The sequence below is a fragment of the Anabaena sp. PCC 7938 genome, assembly GCF_049315035.1.
GTDB classification, from domain to species: Bacteria; Cyanobacteriota; Cyanobacteriia; order Cyanobacteriales; family Nostocaceae; genus Anabaena; species Anabaena cylindrica.
Genome location: NZ_CP186040.1, coordinates 20,305 through 37,841 on the forward strand (window position 1 = coordinate 20,305; position 17,537 = coordinate 37,841).

Consider the following 17,537-nt stretch of genomic DNA (forward strand, 5'->3'; position numbering starts at 1 on the left):
AAAGAAACGACACGTAGCAAGAGGAGAGAAGGGTGCGGTTTAAAACATCTGTGAATCTTAAAATGCCTGTAGCCATCGAAAAGATGGACAATTTTGCAGGATTACTGATGTTCTACCTTTTAGTAATTATGATTAAGCTGTTTCTGTAGGGATTAATTTGGCATATTTTTCTAGCAAGGCTGGTTTTAAACGTTGTGCTAAAATCTGAATCGCGTACTCAAGTGATGCTTGTCCTAAGTCAGAAGGACTAACCCGATAATTGATAGCATTTTTGTAGACATCTGACTCTAATATATGGGGCAACATTAATTCATCTTTTACTAACTGCCGCATAGTATCAATGCTAGATTGGGTGGCTTTTGTCGGATGCAGTCCAGTCCAACGAGCGCGAAATGGGACTACGCCTAGCAGTTCGCCATAGGGGAGTGCTGGTTTAAATTCTTTGATTAGTTCTAAGGTCCGCAAGAGCGATTGCACTCCCTTGACGTTAGATTCTGCGGGAATTACCCATTTATCCCCAGCCCCCAAGGATGTTTGCGCTAAATGCGACCTCTCTGGTGGGGGGTCTACAATTGCTACGCCAAAGTTATTGATGATTGGTTGCAGGCGATTTCTGAGGATAAATAAGCTCAGTCCGCTAGATGCCAGTTTGTAATTAGCACTCTCAAGTCCATCATCGGAAGGAATCAAAAACAAGTTGGCATTGCTAATGGTGCGTTCTCTTATTTGTCCGTCTGGCACTGAGGCAATGGCATCAATAATTCTCGTTTTCTCCTCTGGCTGAGTCAAAACTTCCAGTAGTGTTGGCGTATTGGGATCTACTTTTACCCCCAAAAAGCTAGTCAGGCTTGATTGGGGATCTGCATCGACAAACAAGACGGGAATTCCTAATTTCCCTAAATATCTCCCTAGCATCAGTGCTACTGTCGATTTCCCCTGTCCTCCTGCTAGACCCAAGGTAACAACTGTTGGCGTGTTTGTCATGGAACAATTATATATAACTATAAAAGTATTTTACTGTAATTGGACTACTACTCTTTTATATCTTTGGATTAAATAACTTTTGTACAATTGTACAAAAGTTATATGTTTACTGCGATCGTTGGAAGGCTCAATACCAATACCGGATGAAATTTATGGTGCAGAGAATACATACTACTCTGCACCAACAAACTCTGAACAAACAGCTTTTTATGCTGTTGCCTAAAAAGCTGAGTGCTTATAATGCCTGTTGGACAAGGTTTTCAGCCTTAGCGTACAATTTTCCCGTTTTGGGTGCGACACGATGGCGCACGATGGGTTGGAAGCCCCTATATGCAAAGCTTCCAAAAGATGAGTGAGGAACCGATTCCTCCAGTCTGGTGTCCAAGACTGTTCCTAACATTCCCATGCACCACTGGTAACGGTGATGTGTGAAGCGGAAAGTAAAGCCCAAGGAAGCATTTAGCCTAAAAATGTAACCGGGCAAAGGAAAGATTGGATGGGTGAATGTAAATGAATCCTTGTTTAGGCATCGTTAGAAAAGGTCATCGAAAAGGCTGATACGTGTAGCGACCTGCAATACTAATCAGTCAAACCTGCAATCAAGGGATTTTCAAACCAGGATTAAATGCAACTATAAATACGGTTGAGCCAGAATTAATTGCAACTGAACCAGGATTAAATGCAACCAACCTGCAATCATCCGTTTCAACCAGGATTAATTGCAACTATAAATACTAACATTTTTATCGCAGTTTCAATCCGCTCAAAGTGGCAGTCCTGCCGCCAGCATTTGCTCGTGTAATTCACGAGAGCGGGCTGGATCAAGTTGTCCGCGAAACAGCAATTTAATTTCCGCCGGTTTGGCATTGAACTGTTCCGCCAAGCCCCTTACATCGTAGCCATGCCGGGTTAAGGTGGGTTCCAAATCGTCAATTTGCTTAGATAAAATAGACTCAATAATCGCTGTGGTAACAGTTTTCTCTCCAAAAAGGTATGCAGCCTCGAAAGCTAGTGTCAAATGTTGCTCAATTTGCAATGGTGTCCTCAACCGCATGGCAAGTAATTCAATAGCATCCGGCTCCAATATCTCACTTATTTGAGTATCTTCAGTAGTACATTTAGATACCAACCATTCAATATATTCTTTTTGACTACCAACAATACCCTCCAAAGAAAAAACAGTTGCCCGATAGCCAATTTCTTCCATAGTTGGACGGCGTAAATCATTTTTCAGCTTAGGATGACCAGCTAACACAACTGAGAGCGTACCACCACCGTCTTCAACTACCTCAATTAAACGTTTGAGTCCTGTGAGCGTACTGTAATGTAAGTCGTGAGCCTCATCTACAAACAACGCCACAGGCTTTTTACCTTTTCTAATCAAGTCACGCAGTTCCCGTTCTCGTTTTTCCCCAAGTGCAGGAATTTTAATTTCCTTATCTGTTGCTAAATCGTAAAATAAGGCAGCAATCAGTGTTGGTAGCGTCGCTCGGTTTTTATCAACAGAAAGCGATTTCGAGACTAAAATCTTGCCTTCTTTCTCCAAAACCTCAAACAAACGTCGTAAAGTCGTCGTCTTGCCACACCCGATAATTCCCGTGATGGCAACCAGCTTTCCTGAATGGATTGCGACTTTAATATCCTTAAACAATTGTTTTTGGTGTTCTGTTTCGTAGTAGCCAGCCTTGCGGAACTCTCTGAGCAATCGAAAGTGTTCCATGACTTCAGTGAGCATTTTGTTCCTCTCCTTGATTTGAGCGGAAATATTGCCGCACTCGTTCAATAATCGCTTTTTTATTCAGAGTCTCAGCCAGCAGGGCATCAATGAATGCCAACTGTTCGGGAGACAATTTAGCCAAAGGTTTGGCCAGTTGTTCAGAAATCGCCCTCTTAGCAAACAATACAGTCGGATAAGTAAATTCTTGGTATGGGTCAGGGTCGTTAAAAGGTGTAACAGTTGGCTCCAATTCCTTATACTTATCCACCAGAAATTGTAAATCCGTGTTTTTGTCCAAGGCAGTTCGTGGCAAACCCAACTTTTTAGCTAAATTGGCAATTTTATCTGCCCGTTCTTCGGTTTTAGTTTTCTTAAATTTACGGTAGCGGTGTAAGGGGATAGGACCGTCAACTGGGTAAAATGGTCCGTAGCGACGGTCTTCTTTTTCTACGTACAGTTCGTTGTCAAACAAGCCCCACCATAGCACGACAGTTTCTCCTGCTAAGTCCGGTTCTACCTCATAAGCCACACCCTCTACCGATACCTAGCATCCGTTCCCACTTTTCTGCGCTGTGGTTCACGGGCAAAGGTACAGAATCGCTCCCAACTACACATCGAACGCAAGCCAGACTTAGGTATATTTCGCAACCAATCTTCCAGCCGGGAATGCGGCTCTATGCGGTGTGGTTTGTCGTTGTAATGCAACAAATATTGGCGCAACCATAAGTTAGCTTCAATGTCGCTTTCCGGTTCATGAAAGTGATACAGAGTCTCATGGGCTTCTTTGACTGTCCGAAAAGGTCTTTCTACTTTGCCTTTGGAGCGGGCTGTTACCCGACGACCATCTTTACCCGCAGGCATATGGGTAACAAGATTGATTCTCAGGCAATCCATCACATTTTGGAATACGTGGCTTTTCGCAATGGGTCCGTTATCCGTATAAATCATCTCTGGAATCCCCTGAAAGGCAAAGCCGTCGGTTGTTTTCGCTGTCATCGCATTAAATAAGAAACGTAATGCAGCTTCTACATCCTCCCCATAAACACAGTGGTATTCTTGATAACATAAACCACTACGGTCATCAACAATACTATAAAGCATCAGTAATGGATTACCTCTACCCGGTTCTACCCATGATGGCTGTTTTACGTGTTTTAAATCAGATGGGCTGAGGTCGAAATGCCAACATTCGTTGCTGTACTCTGCTTGAAAACGCACCGCAGGCGGTTGCCTGGTCATGCGTTCTTGATCATACCCCCATGTTTTTAAGTAATAATTGACAGTGCTTCTAGTTAACGCACCTTTATCTGGTTGGACAAAACCATCGGGTGTTTCCATCCCAAACTCCTCCAACAGTTCAATTGCCCGGACTGTGGAGATATGTCGCCCTTTCTTGTTACTAGTGCGGATTTTCATGGCCGCGATGACCTCGCAGTAGCGTTCCATTTCCGCGAGTGAAAGTTTTCTGGGGTCCGCTATCTGAGCGATTTATGGATTTGGGGCGTGATGAGTTACGCAAGGCGCGATATAGTGTATCTGTTGACACTCCATATAATGCTGCTGTCTCTTCGATGAGAATTCGCCGCTCTTGACAACGGCTAGGCAATCCGTCGAGGCGGTGGCGTAAATTAATAAGTGCCTCTACAGAGATTTGCTTATGTACCATGTTCAGTTTTTATCTCTGCAATATAGTTGTAGAGCGTTGGTTTGGAAATTCCCATCAAATTACATATTTCAATAATTGTGTATTGTTTTTCGGTATAAAGTCTTACTGCTAATTGACGTTTAGTTGGATCTAGGGCTTTTGGTCTACCTCCTCTATGACCACGCCCTCGTGCCGCTACAAGTCCAGCCGTAGTGCGTTCACGGATGAGGTTACGCTCAAATTCAGCCAATGCACCAAACAAATGGAAAATTAATCTACCACTGTTATTCGTGGTGGTGATGGATTCTTGCAAGCTAGAAAGCCCAATTCCTCGCTTATCTAAGGTTTCCATCATTTCAATCAAATCTTTGAGCGATCTTCCTAAGCGGTCTAGCCGACATACCACCAGAACATCACCAGTCCGTGCTACTTCCAATGCTAAGGAAAGTCCAGGTCGTTCTGCTTTTGCACCGCTTGTGCGGTCGGAGTAAATTTTCTCGCAACCAGCAAGCTGTAAAGCATCCATTTGCAGGTTCAGATTTTGGTCATCTGTTGAAATTCGGGCATAGCCTATCAACATACTTGGAACCCCAACAAGTAAATAAACTCGTTACCTCACAGTATATGTTGCCTTTGATTTAATTACCGAGTTTCTTTACTAAATTTGATTCTGGTTCTGCTTGATGGTAATAATGGGAGTAAAAAAAACGGTCGTTTCTTTTACTCTCAGTTGCAATTAATCCTGGCTGAAGTTCAAATACTTTTGTTGATAAGTTGGAGCGTTTTTTGAGTAAACTGCTCAACAACGATTTAATAGGACTTTCGGTCAGTTGCAAATAATCCTGGTTGAAACGGATGATTGCAGGTTGGTTGCATTTAATCCTGGTTCAGTTGCAATTAATTCTGGCTGAAGTGTATTTATAGTTGCATTTAATCCTGGTTTGAAAATCCCTTGATTGCAGGTTTGACCGATTAGTATTGCAGGTCGCTACACGTATCTGGGGCTCTGGCTATAATGTGACGGATAGTTCGGGTGGACAGGGGGGCTTTGCGCTCGGAGACGAACACATACTGGGTTTCAGGATAATCTCGTTTAATCTGACGCAATGACCTTAATTCAGGAGCGCGTAGGGGATGAGTGCTATCATGCCCGTGTTTTACTCTTCTTATCTCTATATATCCGTCGTTCAAATCAATTTGTGACCATTTCAGAGAAACTAACTCTGCGGTGCGAAGTCCATGCCGAAACATTAGTAAAATAATGGCTGCATCTCGAACTCCGTGTCTTCCGAATGAATGCGCTGCTTTGATCATCGCTTCCACTTCCTTTGGACGCAAATATTCCCGCTCTCGCTTTGACGCTACTTTTACAGGGGGATGAGGGTGAGAAATCATCTTTGCCGAAAAGGGAAGTTGAGGTGGTTGTGTAAGAATGACTGAAAGCTTGATGATCTGTTGCTCTCTTCATTATACATTGCCTAAATTGACTCAAACTAGGCAATGTTTGAAAGGCATAAATACATGAATACTTTACAAAACTTTACGTCGTGCTAAATTTTGCGCGTATCTTGTCTTTACCCCAATTCCAACGGCAATGGTTTTGTCAATAATTATGCGCCTTTATTGTATGTAGGATTAGAAGCGATCGCAATAATTTTACTAGCAGGCAGCCAACGGGGAATAATAATTTGTCAATCCTTACTGCGGGCGCAAGCTGATATCTTAGTGTTGGATGAACCAACATCAGCAATAGATGCCCAAGCTGAGTTTGAGATTTTTAATCATTTTCGGGCTATTACTCAACATCAAATGGTACTTTTGATTTCCCACCGTTTCTCAACAGTACGCATGGCTGACAAAATCGCAGTTATAGAAGATGGCGTTGTTGTGGAACTGGGAACTCATGACGAATTAATACAGGCAGGAGGACGTTATGCTAAGTTGTTTTTATTACAAGCTGCTGGGTATCAGTAGCAGTGGTATTTACTTGTCTTCTTGCCAACAGTTACTTGCCACAACAATTAATATTTAATAGAATTTTCTTGAAGCCATTCTGATATTGTTTCTTGACTTTCTTGACCGTTTGCTAGTCGTTCCATTATTAAAACAACTTCCGGTTCTGGAACATCCAACGAATATCCATTTAATTCCAGAAAGGTAGCCATCACTACGAAAGCTACCCGTTTATTACCATCTATGAAAGCATGGTTTTTAGCAAATCCATAACCATAAGCCGCAGCTAAATCAAATAAGGTGGGTGTAGGTTCACCATAAGCAAGTAAATTCTTCGGTCTATCTAAACTAGCTAAAAACAAATTGTTATCTCGCACACCTGCAAGACCGCCATGCTGTGTTAATTGGTCTTCATGTATAGCTCTAACAATTGTTTCATCTAACCAGAAAATTCCATTCATTTCCCTAACTCATGAAGTGCATTTCTGTATTTTGTGCTGACTTTTCTGTAGGCTTCCATTGCTTTTTCAAAATCAGGATTACAAGCAGTCACATGAACACCTGTTGGGGTTTCAGTGACAAATACGCTGTCTCCTTCTTGAACTCTAAGTTTTTGCAGGGCTTCTTTAGGCAATGTTACACCCAAGGAATTCCCGACTTTACGAATTTTTAAGGTGTACATAAGTCAATAGCCTCTTGATAAGAGTAATACTATTGTAATAACATATTTTTTTAAACCGTAGATAAAAATATGCTTATACATATATTAAAACAAGTCTAATCATGTTTGGTTTCCACCCGTATTGATTCAGGAGTAGAGACAATACTTGTCGGTTAAGCTCAAACAATGAAATTGAAAGCTACAATCTCTTGCAACTCCTAAACAGTTCTTTTCATCTTTAGATCAAGTTGAGTTGTTTGCCAATATAAATTCCTCAAAATAATAGATACTCGCCTTTTTACCAGGAAATTAGCTTTATGCCAGAAATTCGCTCTCCTCTGCCCCGGTGCTTTCGATTCCTGGGAAGGTGGCAATTTTCGATCATTCTCTTCTTAATCACCACACTGTTATTAGTCAATTTTTCTTCTGTTGCTCAAGCACAACTGCGTACTCGTTGCAATGGAGATCACCCGGAATTCCCTGGTATTCTCAGCATTTCCACTAGCAAAATTGTCCAAGATGCTATGGATTTAGACTGGAAAGCAGGGCTAAAAGACCAAGTGGAACGGGGAAGATGGATTCAGTGGAACAAGCAGACAGGAGACTATTCTGTCACTCCCGTGAAAGCTGGAGATCCCCAAACTGGTGATAAGGAAGTCGATATTGGCACGCCTCCACCGGATACCAGTAATATTTTCACCGTCGGGATGTACCACACACATCCCCCCAATCCCAAATACCCAAACATTGGCCCAAGCATTGACGACAAAGGCAAAGCAACCTTATTAAGAATTCCCAGTTTAGTTCGTGACAATGACCCTGCTACCCCAGATCCTAATGATTATCAAACCTATCTAGTGGGTCCATCACAAGCTTGTGAACCTGAAGATCCGGAAAATGCCAATCGCTCTGTTACGCTCCCAAAAGAGCTTTTCCAGCCTGCTAACCAGGGTTCTGGTAATGGTTCTAGCAACGGCTCCAACGGTAATGGAACTAACAATAATAATGATGGTGGTGATAATTCATCGGGTAACTCTTCTGGTTCATCAGGTGGTGGTTCCCAGGGAACAGGGAGCAGCTATGGAGACCCCCACATTATCACCCTAGATGGTTTCCGTTACAGTTTCCAAACCGTGGGTGAGTTTCTGCTGGGACAATCTACAGATAAACAATTTATCGTTCAAACTCGCCAAGTCCCTGTCCCCAAACAAGAACTCAGCTTGAATACAGCCGTTGCTGCTAAGATTGGGCGCGATCGCGTCGGCTATTATATTGAAAATCAGGGTAAATCTGACACAGCCATTTTGCGGGTGAATGGTGAAGTTGTCACCCTCAATGATGAAACCGTGAAACTTCCCGATGGTGGACTGTTGCAAAAACGAGGGACAGAATACACCATCGCCAGTTCTCGCGGTGAGCAAGTCATGATTCGCCCTATCCATGTCGCAGGCTTGCAGTTTGTGAATGTGACTGTGACGGTTCCCAGCAACTATCAAGGCAAAATGACGGGACTTTTGGGAGACTTTGACAACAGCCCCAATAATGACCTAAAAACTCGAGGTGGCAAAGTTTTACCTGATCAATCTAGCTATAGCACCGTGCGGCGAGCGCTGACAAACTTTTTACCTACCCCTATTCCTCTGGATGAGATTGAGAAGGGTTTCTTTGACAAACTCCACCGAGATTTTGGGGATAGTTGGCGCATCCGTCAAGAGGACTCACTTTTTGATTACGAAACAAGGGCAATCTACAGCCACATTTACAGACCGCAGCTTTCCTAAAAGTTATCACAATTTGGCTTCCCTAATGCCTAATCAAATTCGCCAAGCAGAAGCGGTTTGCCGTCAAGCTGGTGTGAATACTTTCATGCTGGAAGGTTGCATTATGGATGTAGGATTTACGGGTGAAGCTGGATTTGCAAAAAACATGGTCAACGTATTAACTCAGACAGTGGTTGACAAAGCTGTGAATCGTGCTTTAGATGAAGTGCGATCGCGGGTGAATATTCCGATTCCCATTCGTATTCCCGGCTTTCCATTTTAGTAATTTGGGCAGTCAATTTTGCTAGGTTCGTAGTAAGTGGTTTAGTGCTCAATTTAAGGACTAAAGTCCTTACTACGAACTTATTCAGTTGCAGATAATTCTGGTTCAAATCAAATTATAGTTGCATTTAATCCTGGCTGGAAACAAAGATGATTGCAGGTTTAGGGATTTATAATTGCAGGTCGCTACACCTACCGGGTATGGCTAGACTGTGCCAAATTGGGAGTTTTGTACACTGCTATATTGCGACACTTATTATTAAACTCCTGAACAAACCTTTCCCCGCATCAATATTACGTTGGAGAAAATAATCTAAAATATCTTCTAAATCCTTAGTTGCCTCTACAGATAAAACATATTCCATTATTTTTGACTCTCACGCGCCTGCCTAATTTTTTCATGTAATCTGGCCATAACAACATCACCATCAATCACCTCACCTTGTTCAACTTGAGCAAGTCCTACAGCCAGCTTTTCGCGTGTTTCCTGTTCCCATTCCTGATACCCCTTCTCCCACTCCGATAATAATTTAAGTGCTTTAGTTATCACCTCATTTGTTTTATTTTTATACTTATTTCTATACCCCAGTCTATACCGTTGCAAGTAATACAGGATTAATGAGGTATTGCAACGATTAATGAAAAATTCCGCCATATTAGAGAATCTTTACTTAGCGTATATCTCTACTCGCAGTTAAAATTCAGTTTCAGTTTTTTTAGCCCGAACCCTTTGTATGTAAAGCATTTCGCCACGCAAAAGAAGCAAAGTTGTCAAGTTTTTTTGCAAAAAAACTTGACAACTGAAGAGAACTCAAAAACAATAGAGTAAAGTCTAAGTCTTGTTGAAATAAAAAAATGAAACGGACTAAGAGTAGTGTTGCAGAGAATATCCGCAACAGAATTGAGGAATGTGAAGAAGGGTATTGGATGTACGCTGACTTCCCCGACTATCCTGCTACTGCGGTCAGCAAAACGCTTTCTCGTTTGGAAAAAGATGGAACTTTAATGCGAGTAAGCAAAGGTTTGTACTACCGCCCTCGTATGACAAGGTTTGGTCGCAGTCATCCATGTCAAGAAGAAATCCAAAAACTAGCAATAAAACATAACCGAATCGAGAATCTATACCCTGCTGGGATTAGTGCTGCAAATTTACTAGGATTTACAACTCAAAATTCAGTGCAAGGTGAATTTGCTACATCAGCCAATAGCGCACCACGCACCATTGTTGGTTCTCGCGCCCAAATTCATACTCGTAGACCTTCTACTTGGAATGACTTAACTGAGACTGAAACATCTCTATTGGATTTTTTGAGATGTAAGGGAAAACTAAGTGAGTTATCTCTTACTGAAACAAAACAAAAATTACTTAATTATTTTCGAGAAGGAGATAGGTTTGAGCGACTTGTTAACGTGGTAGATAAAGAACCTCCAAGAGTGCGAGCTATGCTGGGAGCAATCGGGCAAGAGCTAGGAAAGAGTCGAGATATCTTAGTAAAAATCAAGAAAGGATTAAACCCCGTATCTCGTTTTGATTTTGGTAATCTAAGGAATCTTCGCTATGCCAAGGAGTGGCAAGCTAAGTGAAACTGTACGAACATCCAGAATTCACAGATGCTATCAAAGCTGCTAAACAACATTTTGCACATCCAGGGCTAACCGAACAGTTCATTGAAAAGGATTACTATGTCACAGAAGCTCTGCGAATTGTGGCACAAAACTATCCAAATGAAGTGATTTTTAAAGGAGGAACGAGTTTATCTAAGGGGTGGAAGCTAATAGAAAGGTTCTCAGAAGATATTGACCTGTTTTTGAATCCTCAAGCCTTCAATCCACCCCTTCCTAGTAAAAATAGTATTTATAAAAAGTTAAAACAAATAGAAACATTGGTAGATGGGCATCCCGGCTTAACACTTAATAGAAGTAATGCTGATAAAGGATCTCATCGTAATAGTTTTTTTAACTATAACCCTCAATTTTTAGGTAATAAAGCAATAGCTAATAGTGTTTACTTAGAAATAGGAATACGTAGTGGGAATTATCCTGTAGAAGAAATATCAATATCTTCTTATTTAGCTGATTTCTTAAAAGAAACAGGTATTAGTTTAGGTACAGATGATGAATCTGCATTTCCTATGAAATTGTTACATTTCCGACGCACTTTTGTAGAGAAATTATTTGCTATACACTCTAGAGTGTTACTTTATAAAGAACAAAAACAACCGATAGCAACTCACGCCAGACATTACTACGATCTGTACTGTTTAGCCCAAAGGCAAGAAGTACAAAAAATGCTTAACACGGAAGAATATAATAACATTAAAGAAGATTGTTTTAACATTGGACAACAACATTTCAATAATTATCAACCACCTGAAAATTTGAGTTTTTCAAAGAGCATAGCAATTTTTCCAACAGGAGACTTACGACAATTAATTGCAAAGGAATATAGCCAACAATGCAGAAATTTATGCTATGGCGATTATCCAACATGGGAAGAAATAGAATCATGCTTTGAGCAATTACGAAATATTTTGTAAGACATTCGCCAACAGGGAGTTCAGTCGGAATACCTACAAGTGCGATTCGTTGTAAATATGGCAGAGAATACCTCGCTGACCCAAAATTATTTAATTCACAAAATTTTGCGAGAGCGAATCAGATGTTCTCTGAGATAATACGCTCTAGATGAAGCAGTCTCAACAATTGCATTAAGCAACACAAAACAAGATTCATGCATATTTCTTGGCAAAGGTCCGGTTTGGTCTAGCTGGAGAAAACGCTGAATTGATATTTCTAGGTAGAATGCAGTATTTACTCCTGAGAGCAAACGAGTTCCACCCTCCTCCTTTTGATGTTGTGAGAGGATATGTACCCCTGATTCAAAGAAAATTGAGGGAAAATGATACATGAGTGAGGCTAGAGCGTTAAACACGTCTGGATTCTTTCCAGCGTTCGTGACGAATTCAAGCAGTAAGTCTTTCCCAAGTGCAACATCCTGAGTTTCATAATCGTTTTTTTGCCAGTCTAAATCAGCTTTTAATATGCCGCGAATTAACTTGCGTCTGTTATCCTGCTGCCTGTAGTCAGAGTCATAGCCAGCAACCTCAATAGCTATCTTTTGTACCTTCTGCGATAATTCTTTCCATAATTGCCAGTAAGCTTCCTTTTCACCTTGTCTTTCAGCCTCTACTGCAACACATAAGACGAGGTAATCCACAAAACTTGGTGCTATTTCACAACCCATTCGTAACTGGTCAATATAGTCTTCAAATCCTGAGTCATGTAAGCAGAACAGATATTTAGAAAAACGTTTTGTGAAGCTTAATCGAACCTCAAAATTGATTCTTAATTTATCATCTCTAAACCTATCATCTCTATCAGATTTATGCGTCCTCTCTTCTTGTTCAACTTCAAAGAAGAGATTCAGCATTTTCGACAACAATTTGATATGGATGGGTTCCCTTGAGCCATCTGGAATCATCAGGCAAGGACTTAAAATATGCGATGAACTGTGTGAGCGAAAAGAAATTTGCTCAAGATCCGTCGAAAGTTCACTTCGTGCGAATCGATTACGAAATTCGTCTTTCTGTGCTTGTAAATTGTCTAATTCAGCTTTTTTAGCATCGCCTTCTAGAAAATATGTTTGTCTTCTTGTGTGATGATTATTTTGCTCAAAACGGGCATACTCAAGTGTTACAATAATGCATCTTTGAGCAAATCCAGAATCTCTTTGCCAGAGATGATTTCTAATTCCCTCGGCTGCTTTGTTGCGTACATTTGCACTATTATGTGTCAACGCAATAGAAATTAACCTTTTAATAATAAACTTTTCGTCGTCATTAGAGGCAAAGTCTAATAGAATTGGGAGAACAGATGAAGCTGCTGCTGCACCATCGTGATCTGTCGTCGGATCTGCAATTGAATTGTCTGTATCTGCATTCGCCGTAACTGTTTGACCAATTAGCTCGGTACACCACAAAATATCTTCTTCATTAGACTCGTCCGAATAATCTCGTACAAAAATAGCAGCAGCAGTAACAATAGCACCAAAATACATTGCTGCCATCTCGCTTACTGCACCTGCCTTAAGTTCTTCAAAAAGCTCCTTTGCCTCAGCAAGAGCTTCATGCCACGTCGCATAGTATTCAGTCTCTAGTGCCTGGTATTCAAAGGTTTTGCTTGCCCATAGATATAGCGCAGAGAAGCGTTCTTGTACCTGAATACTTTCTTGAGCTTGTTGCTGAAGAGCCTTTAAGTCAGGCTCCAAACCTTCAGCCTCGGTAGTGGTAAATATGTAGTGAAATCTTATATTTTCTAACTCAAATTATTCATTTGTAGCCGTTGCAATTTGAATTACATTTAACCAACTAATTGAAACTCCTCTAAAGTATAAAGTTTCTAAATATATGATTTAGCGAGAACGTGTTAAGTGTTATATGTAGTATAGTATCAGTGTTTTTAAATTCAACTATTTCAGTATTGATGTCAATCTCCAGACCTACTTGCCCCAATTGTGGTTCTCAACACATTGTCAAAAATGGGAAGATTCATAATCAAAAACCAAAATACCAGTGTCAAAACTGCAAAAGACAGTTTATAGAAAATCCCACTAATAAAGTTATTAGCAAAGATACTATAGAACTGATTGATAGACTTTTACTTGAGAAAATACCTCTCGCAGGTATTGCTCGTGCTGCTCGTGTTTCAGAGACTTGGTTGCAAAAATATGTGAATAATAAATATGCCCAGATTCCGACTCAGGTAAATGTTTCAGCCAAACCAAGAGGTAAATTGACTATTGAGTGTGATGAGGCTTGGTCATTTGTAGGTCATAAGGGTAATAAGCAATGGATTTGGTTAGCTTTGGATAAAAAAACTAGAGAAATAGTTGGAGTTTACATAGGCGACCGCAGTGAAGATGGCGCTAGGGGATTATGGAATTCTCTACCACCAGTTTATCGTCAATGTGCTGTTTGCTATACAGATTTTTGGGCAGCTTACGCACAAGTTATTCCTAGCAAACGTCATCAGGCAGTAGGGAAAGAAAGTGGCAAGACTAACCATATTGAACGCTTTAATAATACAATGCGTCAAAGAATTTCTCGTTTGGTTAGAAAGACTTTATCCTTCTCTAAAAAGTTAGATAATCATATTGGTGCTATCTGGTATTTTATTCATCATTATAATTCTTGTTGTAGCGCCTAATTTTATTATCACTACATATTTACCACTACCCTGAATTTTTGTCCCATCATTTAACTGGATAGTTAATGGTTCCACTACCGATTCTGACAAGTCTCGTTGTGTCGATGAGTAGCGATGCGGTTTATCTAAATCAGAATGGGCATACTCTTCTGCTGCAATATTAAGCAAATTTAAAATAAAATCTAAGCCCTTTTTTGGATGGAAACGCAAAAGATATTGAAATGGACCTTTAGCCCCACTAGCAGGAAAAAACTCATACCGATGCTCGTAGAGGCTGAAGTAATGATTTACCCCACCGATGCTTCTGTAATGGTATGTGTTACTTTTCCTGGATTTCTCAATTAACCATTCAGAGTACGCCAGCTTGATTAGTGTATTTGGATCATTCTTGCAGAAGAAAGCTGCTTCAACGCCTTGAAAAGCCATTTTACAAAACTCTTCGACGTAGTGTGGTCGGTGCGATCTCTCACCAGTTCCATTCGCGAAAACATCTGTCTCTAAAAGCTCCAAAAACTCTTCACGTATTGCTGAAATGGTTTTTATAATGATGCTAAGTAGCTTGTTTCTATCACCATCGTCTCTGTATGATTCTTTAAGATAGGCTAATAAATGAAGGGCTAGTAACCCTGCTTCACGGGCTGGTACTAGCAGTTCTTCGTCTATATGAAGAATAGATGACCAGTTATTTAATACTGCTGTTATATGTGGTACTAAAGTTTCTGATAGAAGTTCCTTGTTTTCAAAGAGGAAGCAAATAACAGCTTTCCAGCCTTGACCATAAGGCTTAAGAAACAAAGCATCAACTAAAGTTCTTTCATCATTTTCTTTTGGTCTTAAAGTTAACGTCTGCTCTGGCGTTTGACAAGCTATTCGGAGGATGAAGCAGAAACGTTTTAGAAGTTCTCCATTCTCTAAAAAAAGTTGATTCTTTAACAGTCTGAGAAACTGGTCTGGATTATCACCTTGAAGTACCGCAGCAATAGTTTCATCTTGCCAGTATCTTTGGACATCTTGACTACTAAGAACAGAGCGAATAAAACCATCAAGGTTCTCACCGTACCTCAATTTTTGGTGAAGCCACAAGCGAAACGCACGATTCATTGCAGGTTTATTACCTATTGCATTAAGAAAATTCTGCGTGTTGCCTAAGTGTCTCCGATAAGCATCCTCAATGTATTGTTCGAGCGCCCAATCCTCTAGAACGTCGTGTGCTGGGCTAACGAGACCATTCTTGGAATCGCGACGAACTAAATTATCCTCTTCGAGCTTGAAAACAGCATCGCTATTAAACTCACTCTCTGGCACTCCATAGACCATCTGTTTAGCGCGATGAACTGCGATATCCGTAAAAGCTTGCCTACGCTTAAATGGCATCCCGTTTGCTCGCACTTGTTCTTTTGCAATCACGTCTCGCCAGACGGCGGTGCGAAACTCCTTTTCACCATCATCAGGCATAAACTCTGTTCCAGTTTGAAGAACTCTATATGCTAAATCCGCAAAAAATGGAGATTTCAGCAACAGATTCAAAGTTGGATTATCAGAAAGTTTTCGTAAAGGTTCAAGTTGTTTGCATAGATACTGAACTTGGTCATGACTAAAACCACTTAATGTAAGCGTCGTAAAGTTAATCCCAAAAGGTTGAAGATGGTGAAAAGTTATTAGTTGATATGCATAGTCACGACCAGTAGCAATAACAGTCCAACCTTGCTGTTTTTTCAGTAAATCAAGCAAATCTATAAATGCTGTTGTTTTCTCTAACTCAAGAAGCTTTTCTAATGATTCAATAACCAAGTATTTTTTTGGCATTAAAGCGAAACCTGCTTCTAAATCCCGAAGCGAACTTCTTAAGCCCATTGCTGAAAATACATTATCGAGGTGGGCTTTATCCAAATCCTCTGTGCGTAAACAGAAGATAGGGGCGCGTTCGCCTACATAGTCTGAGAATTCTCGTATTAGGCCAGATTTTCCAGCCCCGCGCTCACCAGACACGAAAACAAAACTGGAGGTTTCAGTAAAGCTGAGTAATTGAGCAAATGCATCTGATTGCTGAATATGAATTCCACCAATAGTAGTTCTTATACCAGCTAAAATGTAATTCCCATGATCCTTGAGCTTACTGACATCTGATAACCAACTAGAAGAAGTAACGGTACTAAATGCTGTCCTAATGTCTTCTGGTAAGCTTTCTAAAGTAAGTGTTCCTGCATTTTGGTTGTAGTTCTCAACATAGGTAACGATGCTGCTCCACAAATTCGATGCAGGTATCTGTGAATACTGAGCAATTAGAGAGTAAAGTAGGGACAACGTACTCCCTGATACTGTATCTAAATCGTAGCCAATGATATGAAAAACTTTTAAGAACTCCCATAACTGCCTGTGAGAAACATCAGTTTCGTTATTTGCAGTCTTCAAATGTGTTTTGAACGCTTCTAACTTTTTTCTTTTTGCATTACTACTAAAATTAGCAGTATTAATTTTGATAAAAAATTCTTCTTCATTTTCAGCGTGCCTTGCCCATTCAAGAATAGGTCGCACATCGTTGATATCAGTTGCGCTCAAAGGACCCGTAATAAGAGCGAGGGCATCAGTATTAGAATCAAAACTTTCGTCATTAAAATCATTCCAAGTACTTTGAATTACTTCAGCAAAAATTTTGTTATTTTCCGTGATATTAATGTCATGTTTTATTTGAGCTAGCAGCTTTGCTTCTTTGTCAGTTTCTGACTGTTTTGTGAATACAATAAAATCATCAGTATTAAAGCCAGCGTAACGCCCTTGTAGCTTGATTCTTATGATGGGAAAAGGCGGTAGGCAGGGTGCAAGTCGGCCAGTCAGCATAAGAACAGTGAACGCAGCTTGAACTCGCGTTTCAAAGTTTGGTCCACCACCACCAGTAGAAAAAGGATTACTTTGTTGCTTTGCTGCTTCAGCCATTTATACCCGTATTAAAGATAATGTATATTTATATACTCATTTTTCTCATTGGTTGTTTCAACTTGAAAAACTATAATGCCAGCTAATTGATTTCTACCACCAACTGCTCCGGCTTGCAAGGACAGTTTTAGAATTTTTTAACTAACAAAACGTTGACACAATCACAGATATTCCATGCAAAAATAACTTTTTCAAATAAAGGTAAACTCATGAACAAGTTTATACTACTGATTCTAGTAATGACCATCAGTTATTTTACAGCGGTCAAGCCTGATGCCAATTTCCTAGACACAGCTTGGAGAGTTATAGTTCTGATTGAAAAAGTGGAACAATTGTGTGGAAAGAAGCCTACGAAGCGATCGCTAAACTATAACTAAAAAAACACACTATAACATT

The 17,537-nt window shown here is 40.4% G+C and carries 16 protein-coding genes and 2 pseudogenes; 8 read left to right on the forward strand and 10 right to left on the reverse strand.

Translation table 11 applies throughout. The features are described from left to right. Positions 1–132 precede the first annotated feature (132 nt). Positions 133–984: a ParA family protein gene (locus ACOWPH_RS31010; RefSeq protein ID WP_015214252.1), complete on the reverse strand. Its 852-nt coding sequence runs from the start codon at positions 982–984 to the stop codon at positions 133–135. 79 nt (positions 985–1,063) lie between these two features. Here ACOWPH_RS31010 and ACOWPH_RS31015 point away from each other — a divergent pair, with 79 nt between their 5' ends. Beyond that, positions 1,064–1,207, forward strand: a complete 144-nt coding sequence (locus ACOWPH_RS31015) for a hypothetical protein (RefSeq protein ID WP_250973281.1) — start codon at positions 1,064–1,066, stop codon at positions 1,205–1,207. A gap of 540 nt (positions 1,208–1,747) precedes the next feature. On the opposite strand, the gene ACOWPH_RS31020 is transcribed toward ACOWPH_RS31015, so the two are convergent. The 4 genes and pseudogenes from ACOWPH_RS31020 to ACOWPH_RS31035 all read right to left on the reverse strand — a co-directional run bounded on the left by ACOWPH_RS31020 (position 1,748) and on the right by ACOWPH_RS31035 (position 5,741). Next, on the reverse strand, positions 1,748–2,719 hold the full coding sequence (locus tag ACOWPH_RS31020; protein ID WP_015213538.1) for an ExeA family protein: 972 nt from the start codon (positions 2,717–2,719) through the stop codon (positions 1,748–1,750). Further along, positions 2,709–4,367, reverse strand: a pseudogene (locus ACOWPH_RS31025) (IS481 family transposase). Before ACOWPH_RS31025 ends, ACOWPH_RS31020 begins: the two are co-directional and overlap by 11 nt. Beyond that, the gene (locus ACOWPH_RS31030) at positions 4,357–4,926 is read right to left on the reverse strand and encodes a recombinase family protein (protein ID WP_422665774.1); all 570 of its coding nucleotides are present in this window, start codon (positions 4,924–4,926) and stop codon (positions 4,357–4,359) included. The pseudogene ACOWPH_RS31025 and the gene ACOWPH_RS31030 overlap by 11 nt, the downstream one beginning before the upstream one ends. Before the next feature lie 392 nt (positions 4,927–5,318). Next, a complete protein-coding gene (locus tag ACOWPH_RS31035) occupies positions 5,319–5,741 on the reverse strand; it encodes a tyrosine-type recombinase/integrase (RefSeq protein ID WP_015214253.1) in 423 nt (140 codons plus the stop codon). 309 nt (positions 5,742–6,050) lie between these two features. Here ACOWPH_RS31035 and ACOWPH_RS31040 point away from each other — a divergent pair. After that, a pseudogene (locus ACOWPH_RS31040) lies at positions 6,051–6,320 on the forward strand (ABC transporter ATP-binding protein); the annotation flags it as partial. Positions 6,321–6,367: 47 nt separating this feature from the next. On the opposite strand, the gene ACOWPH_RS31045 reads toward ACOWPH_RS31040, so the two are convergent. Beyond that, the gene (locus tag ACOWPH_RS31045; protein ID WP_015214254.1) at positions 6,368–6,760 is read right to left on the reverse strand and encodes a type II toxin-antitoxin system death-on-curing family toxin; all 393 of its coding nucleotides are present in this window, start codon (positions 6,758–6,760) and stop codon (positions 6,368–6,370) included. Next, positions 6,757–6,981, reverse strand: a complete 225-nt coding sequence (locus ACOWPH_RS31050; RefSeq protein WP_015214255.1) for an AbrB/MazE/SpoVT family DNA-binding domain-containing protein — start codon at positions 6,979–6,981, stop codon at positions 6,757–6,759. The genes ACOWPH_RS31045 and ACOWPH_RS31050 overlap by 4 nt, the downstream gene beginning before the upstream one ends. A 296-nt stretch (positions 6,982–7,277) precedes the next feature. On the opposite strand from ACOWPH_RS31050, the gene ACOWPH_RS31055 reads away from it, so the two are divergent. Together ACOWPH_RS31055 and ACOWPH_RS31060 are read left to right on the forward strand one after the other, a co-directional pair. Further along, complete coding sequence (locus tag ACOWPH_RS31055; protein ID WP_422665775.1) at positions 7,278–8,741, forward strand: VWD domain-containing protein; 1,464 nt, start codon at positions 7,278–7,280, stop codon at positions 8,739–8,741. Positions 8,742–8,766: 25 nt separating this feature from the next. Further along, positions 8,767–9,003, forward strand: coding sequence for a hypothetical protein (locus ACOWPH_RS31060; protein ID WP_422665770.1), 237 nt, complete (start codon positions 8,767–8,769; stop codon positions 9,001–9,003). A gap of 363 nt (positions 9,004–9,366) precedes the next feature. Here the strand turns inward: ACOWPH_RS31060 and ACOWPH_RS31065 are convergent, their stop codons facing one another. Next, positions 9,367–9,657, reverse strand: coding sequence for a hypothetical protein (locus ACOWPH_RS31065; protein ID WP_015214258.1), 291 nt, complete (start codon positions 9,655–9,657; stop codon positions 9,367–9,369). Positions 9,658–9,857: 200 nt separating this feature from the next. Here ACOWPH_RS31065 and ACOWPH_RS31070 point away from each other — a divergent pair, with 200 nt between their 5' ends. Both ACOWPH_RS31070 and ACOWPH_RS31075 read left to right on the forward strand, forming a co-directional pair. Further along, the gene (locus ACOWPH_RS31070) at positions 9,858–10,586 is read left to right on the forward strand and encodes a DUF6088 family protein (protein WP_015214259.1); all 729 of its coding nucleotides are present in this window, start codon (positions 9,858–9,860) and stop codon (positions 10,584–10,586) included. Then, a complete protein-coding gene (locus tag ACOWPH_RS31075) occupies positions 10,583–11,539 on the forward strand; it encodes a nucleotidyl transferase AbiEii/AbiGii toxin family protein (RefSeq protein WP_015214260.1) in 957 nt (318 codons plus the stop codon). Before ACOWPH_RS31070 ends, ACOWPH_RS31075 begins: the two co-directional genes overlap by 4 nt. A 95-nt stretch (positions 11,540–11,634) precedes the next feature. Here ACOWPH_RS31075 and ACOWPH_RS31080 read toward each other — a convergent pair whose 3' ends face one another. Next, positions 11,635–13,269 (reverse strand): hypothetical protein, encoded by a 1,635-nt coding sequence (locus ACOWPH_RS31080; RefSeq protein ID WP_052334519.1) that lies wholly within the window; start codon positions 13,267–13,269, stop codon positions 11,635–11,637. Positions 13,270–13,484: 215 nt separating this feature from the next. On the opposite strand from ACOWPH_RS31080, the gene ACOWPH_RS31085 reads away from it, so the two are divergent. Then, positions 13,485–14,207, forward strand: coding sequence for an IS1 family transposase (locus ACOWPH_RS31085; RefSeq protein ID WP_015213505.1), 723 nt, complete (start codon positions 13,485–13,487; stop codon positions 14,205–14,207). On the opposite strand, the gene ACOWPH_RS31090 is transcribed toward ACOWPH_RS31085, so the two are convergent. After that, complete coding sequence (locus tag ACOWPH_RS31090) at positions 14,142–17,141, reverse strand: ATP-binding protein (RefSeq protein ID WP_190645347.1); 3,000 nt, start codon at positions 17,139–17,141, stop codon at positions 14,142–14,144. The genes ACOWPH_RS31085 and ACOWPH_RS31090 overlap by 66 nt on opposite strands. A gap of 209 nt (positions 17,142–17,350) precedes the next feature. On the opposite strand from ACOWPH_RS31090, the gene ACOWPH_RS31095 reads away from it, so the two are divergent. Beyond that, positions 17,351–17,518 carry a hypothetical protein gene (locus ACOWPH_RS31095; RefSeq protein WP_171815786.1) on the forward strand — a complete coding sequence of 56 codons (168 nt, stop codon included), beginning with the start codon at positions 17,351–17,353 and terminating at the stop codon, positions 17,516–17,518. The last annotated feature ends 19 nt before the right edge of the window (positions 17,519–17,537 follow it).

What these genes read in the sequence shown, in the direction of transcription:
- ACOWPH_RS31010 (WP_015214252.1), bottom strand. Translation starts at nt 984, where the DNA reads ATGACAAACACGCCAACAGTTGTTACCTTGGGTCTAGCAGGAGGACAG.
- ACOWPH_RS31020 (WP_015213538.1), bottom strand. Translation starts at nt 2,719, where the DNA reads ATGCTCACTGAAGTCATGGAACACTTTCGATTGCTCAGAGAGTTCCGC.
- ACOWPH_RS31030 (WP_422665774.1), bottom strand. Translation starts at nt 4,926, where the DNA reads ATGTTGATAGGCTATGCCCGAATTTCAACAGATGACCAAAATCTGAAC.
- ACOWPH_RS31035 (WP_015214253.1), bottom strand. Translation starts at nt 5,741, where the DNA reads ATGATTTCTCACCCTCATCCCCCTGTAAAAGTAGCGTCAAAGCGAGAG.
- ACOWPH_RS31045 (WP_015214254.1), bottom strand. Translation starts at nt 6,760, where the DNA reads ATGAATGGAATTTTCTGGTTAGATGAAACAATTGTTAGAGCTATACAT.
- ACOWPH_RS31050 (WP_015214255.1), bottom strand. Translation starts at nt 6,981, where the DNA reads ATGTACACCTTAAAAATTCGTAAAGTCGGGAATTCCTTGGGTGTAACA.
- ACOWPH_RS31055 (WP_422665775.1), top strand. Translation starts at nt 7,278, where the DNA reads ATGCCAGAAATTCGCTCTCCTCTGCCCCGGTGCTTTCGATTCCTGGGA.
- ACOWPH_RS31060 (WP_422665770.1), top strand. Translation starts at nt 8,767, where the DNA reads ATGCCTAATCAAATTCGCCAAGCAGAAGCGGTTTGCCGTCAAGCTGGT.
- ACOWPH_RS31065 (WP_015214258.1), bottom strand. Translation starts at nt 9,657, where the DNA reads ATGGCGGAATTTTTCATTAATCGTTGCAATACCTCATTAATCCTGTAT.
- ACOWPH_RS31070 (WP_015214259.1), top strand. Translation starts at nt 9,858, where the DNA reads ATGAAACGGACTAAGAGTAGTGTTGCAGAGAATATCCGCAACAGAATT.
- ACOWPH_RS31085 (WP_015213505.1), top strand. Translation starts at nt 13,485, where the DNA reads ATGTCAATCTCCAGACCTACTTGCCCCAATTGTGGTTCTCAACACATT.
- ACOWPH_RS31090 (WP_190645347.1), bottom strand. Translation starts at nt 17,141, where the DNA reads ATGGCTGAAGCAGCAAAGCAACAAAGTAATCCTTTTTCTACTGGTGGT.
- ACOWPH_RS31095 (WP_171815786.1), top strand. Translation starts at nt 17,351, where the DNA reads ATGAACAAGTTTATACTACTGATTCTAGTAATGACCATCAGTTATTTT.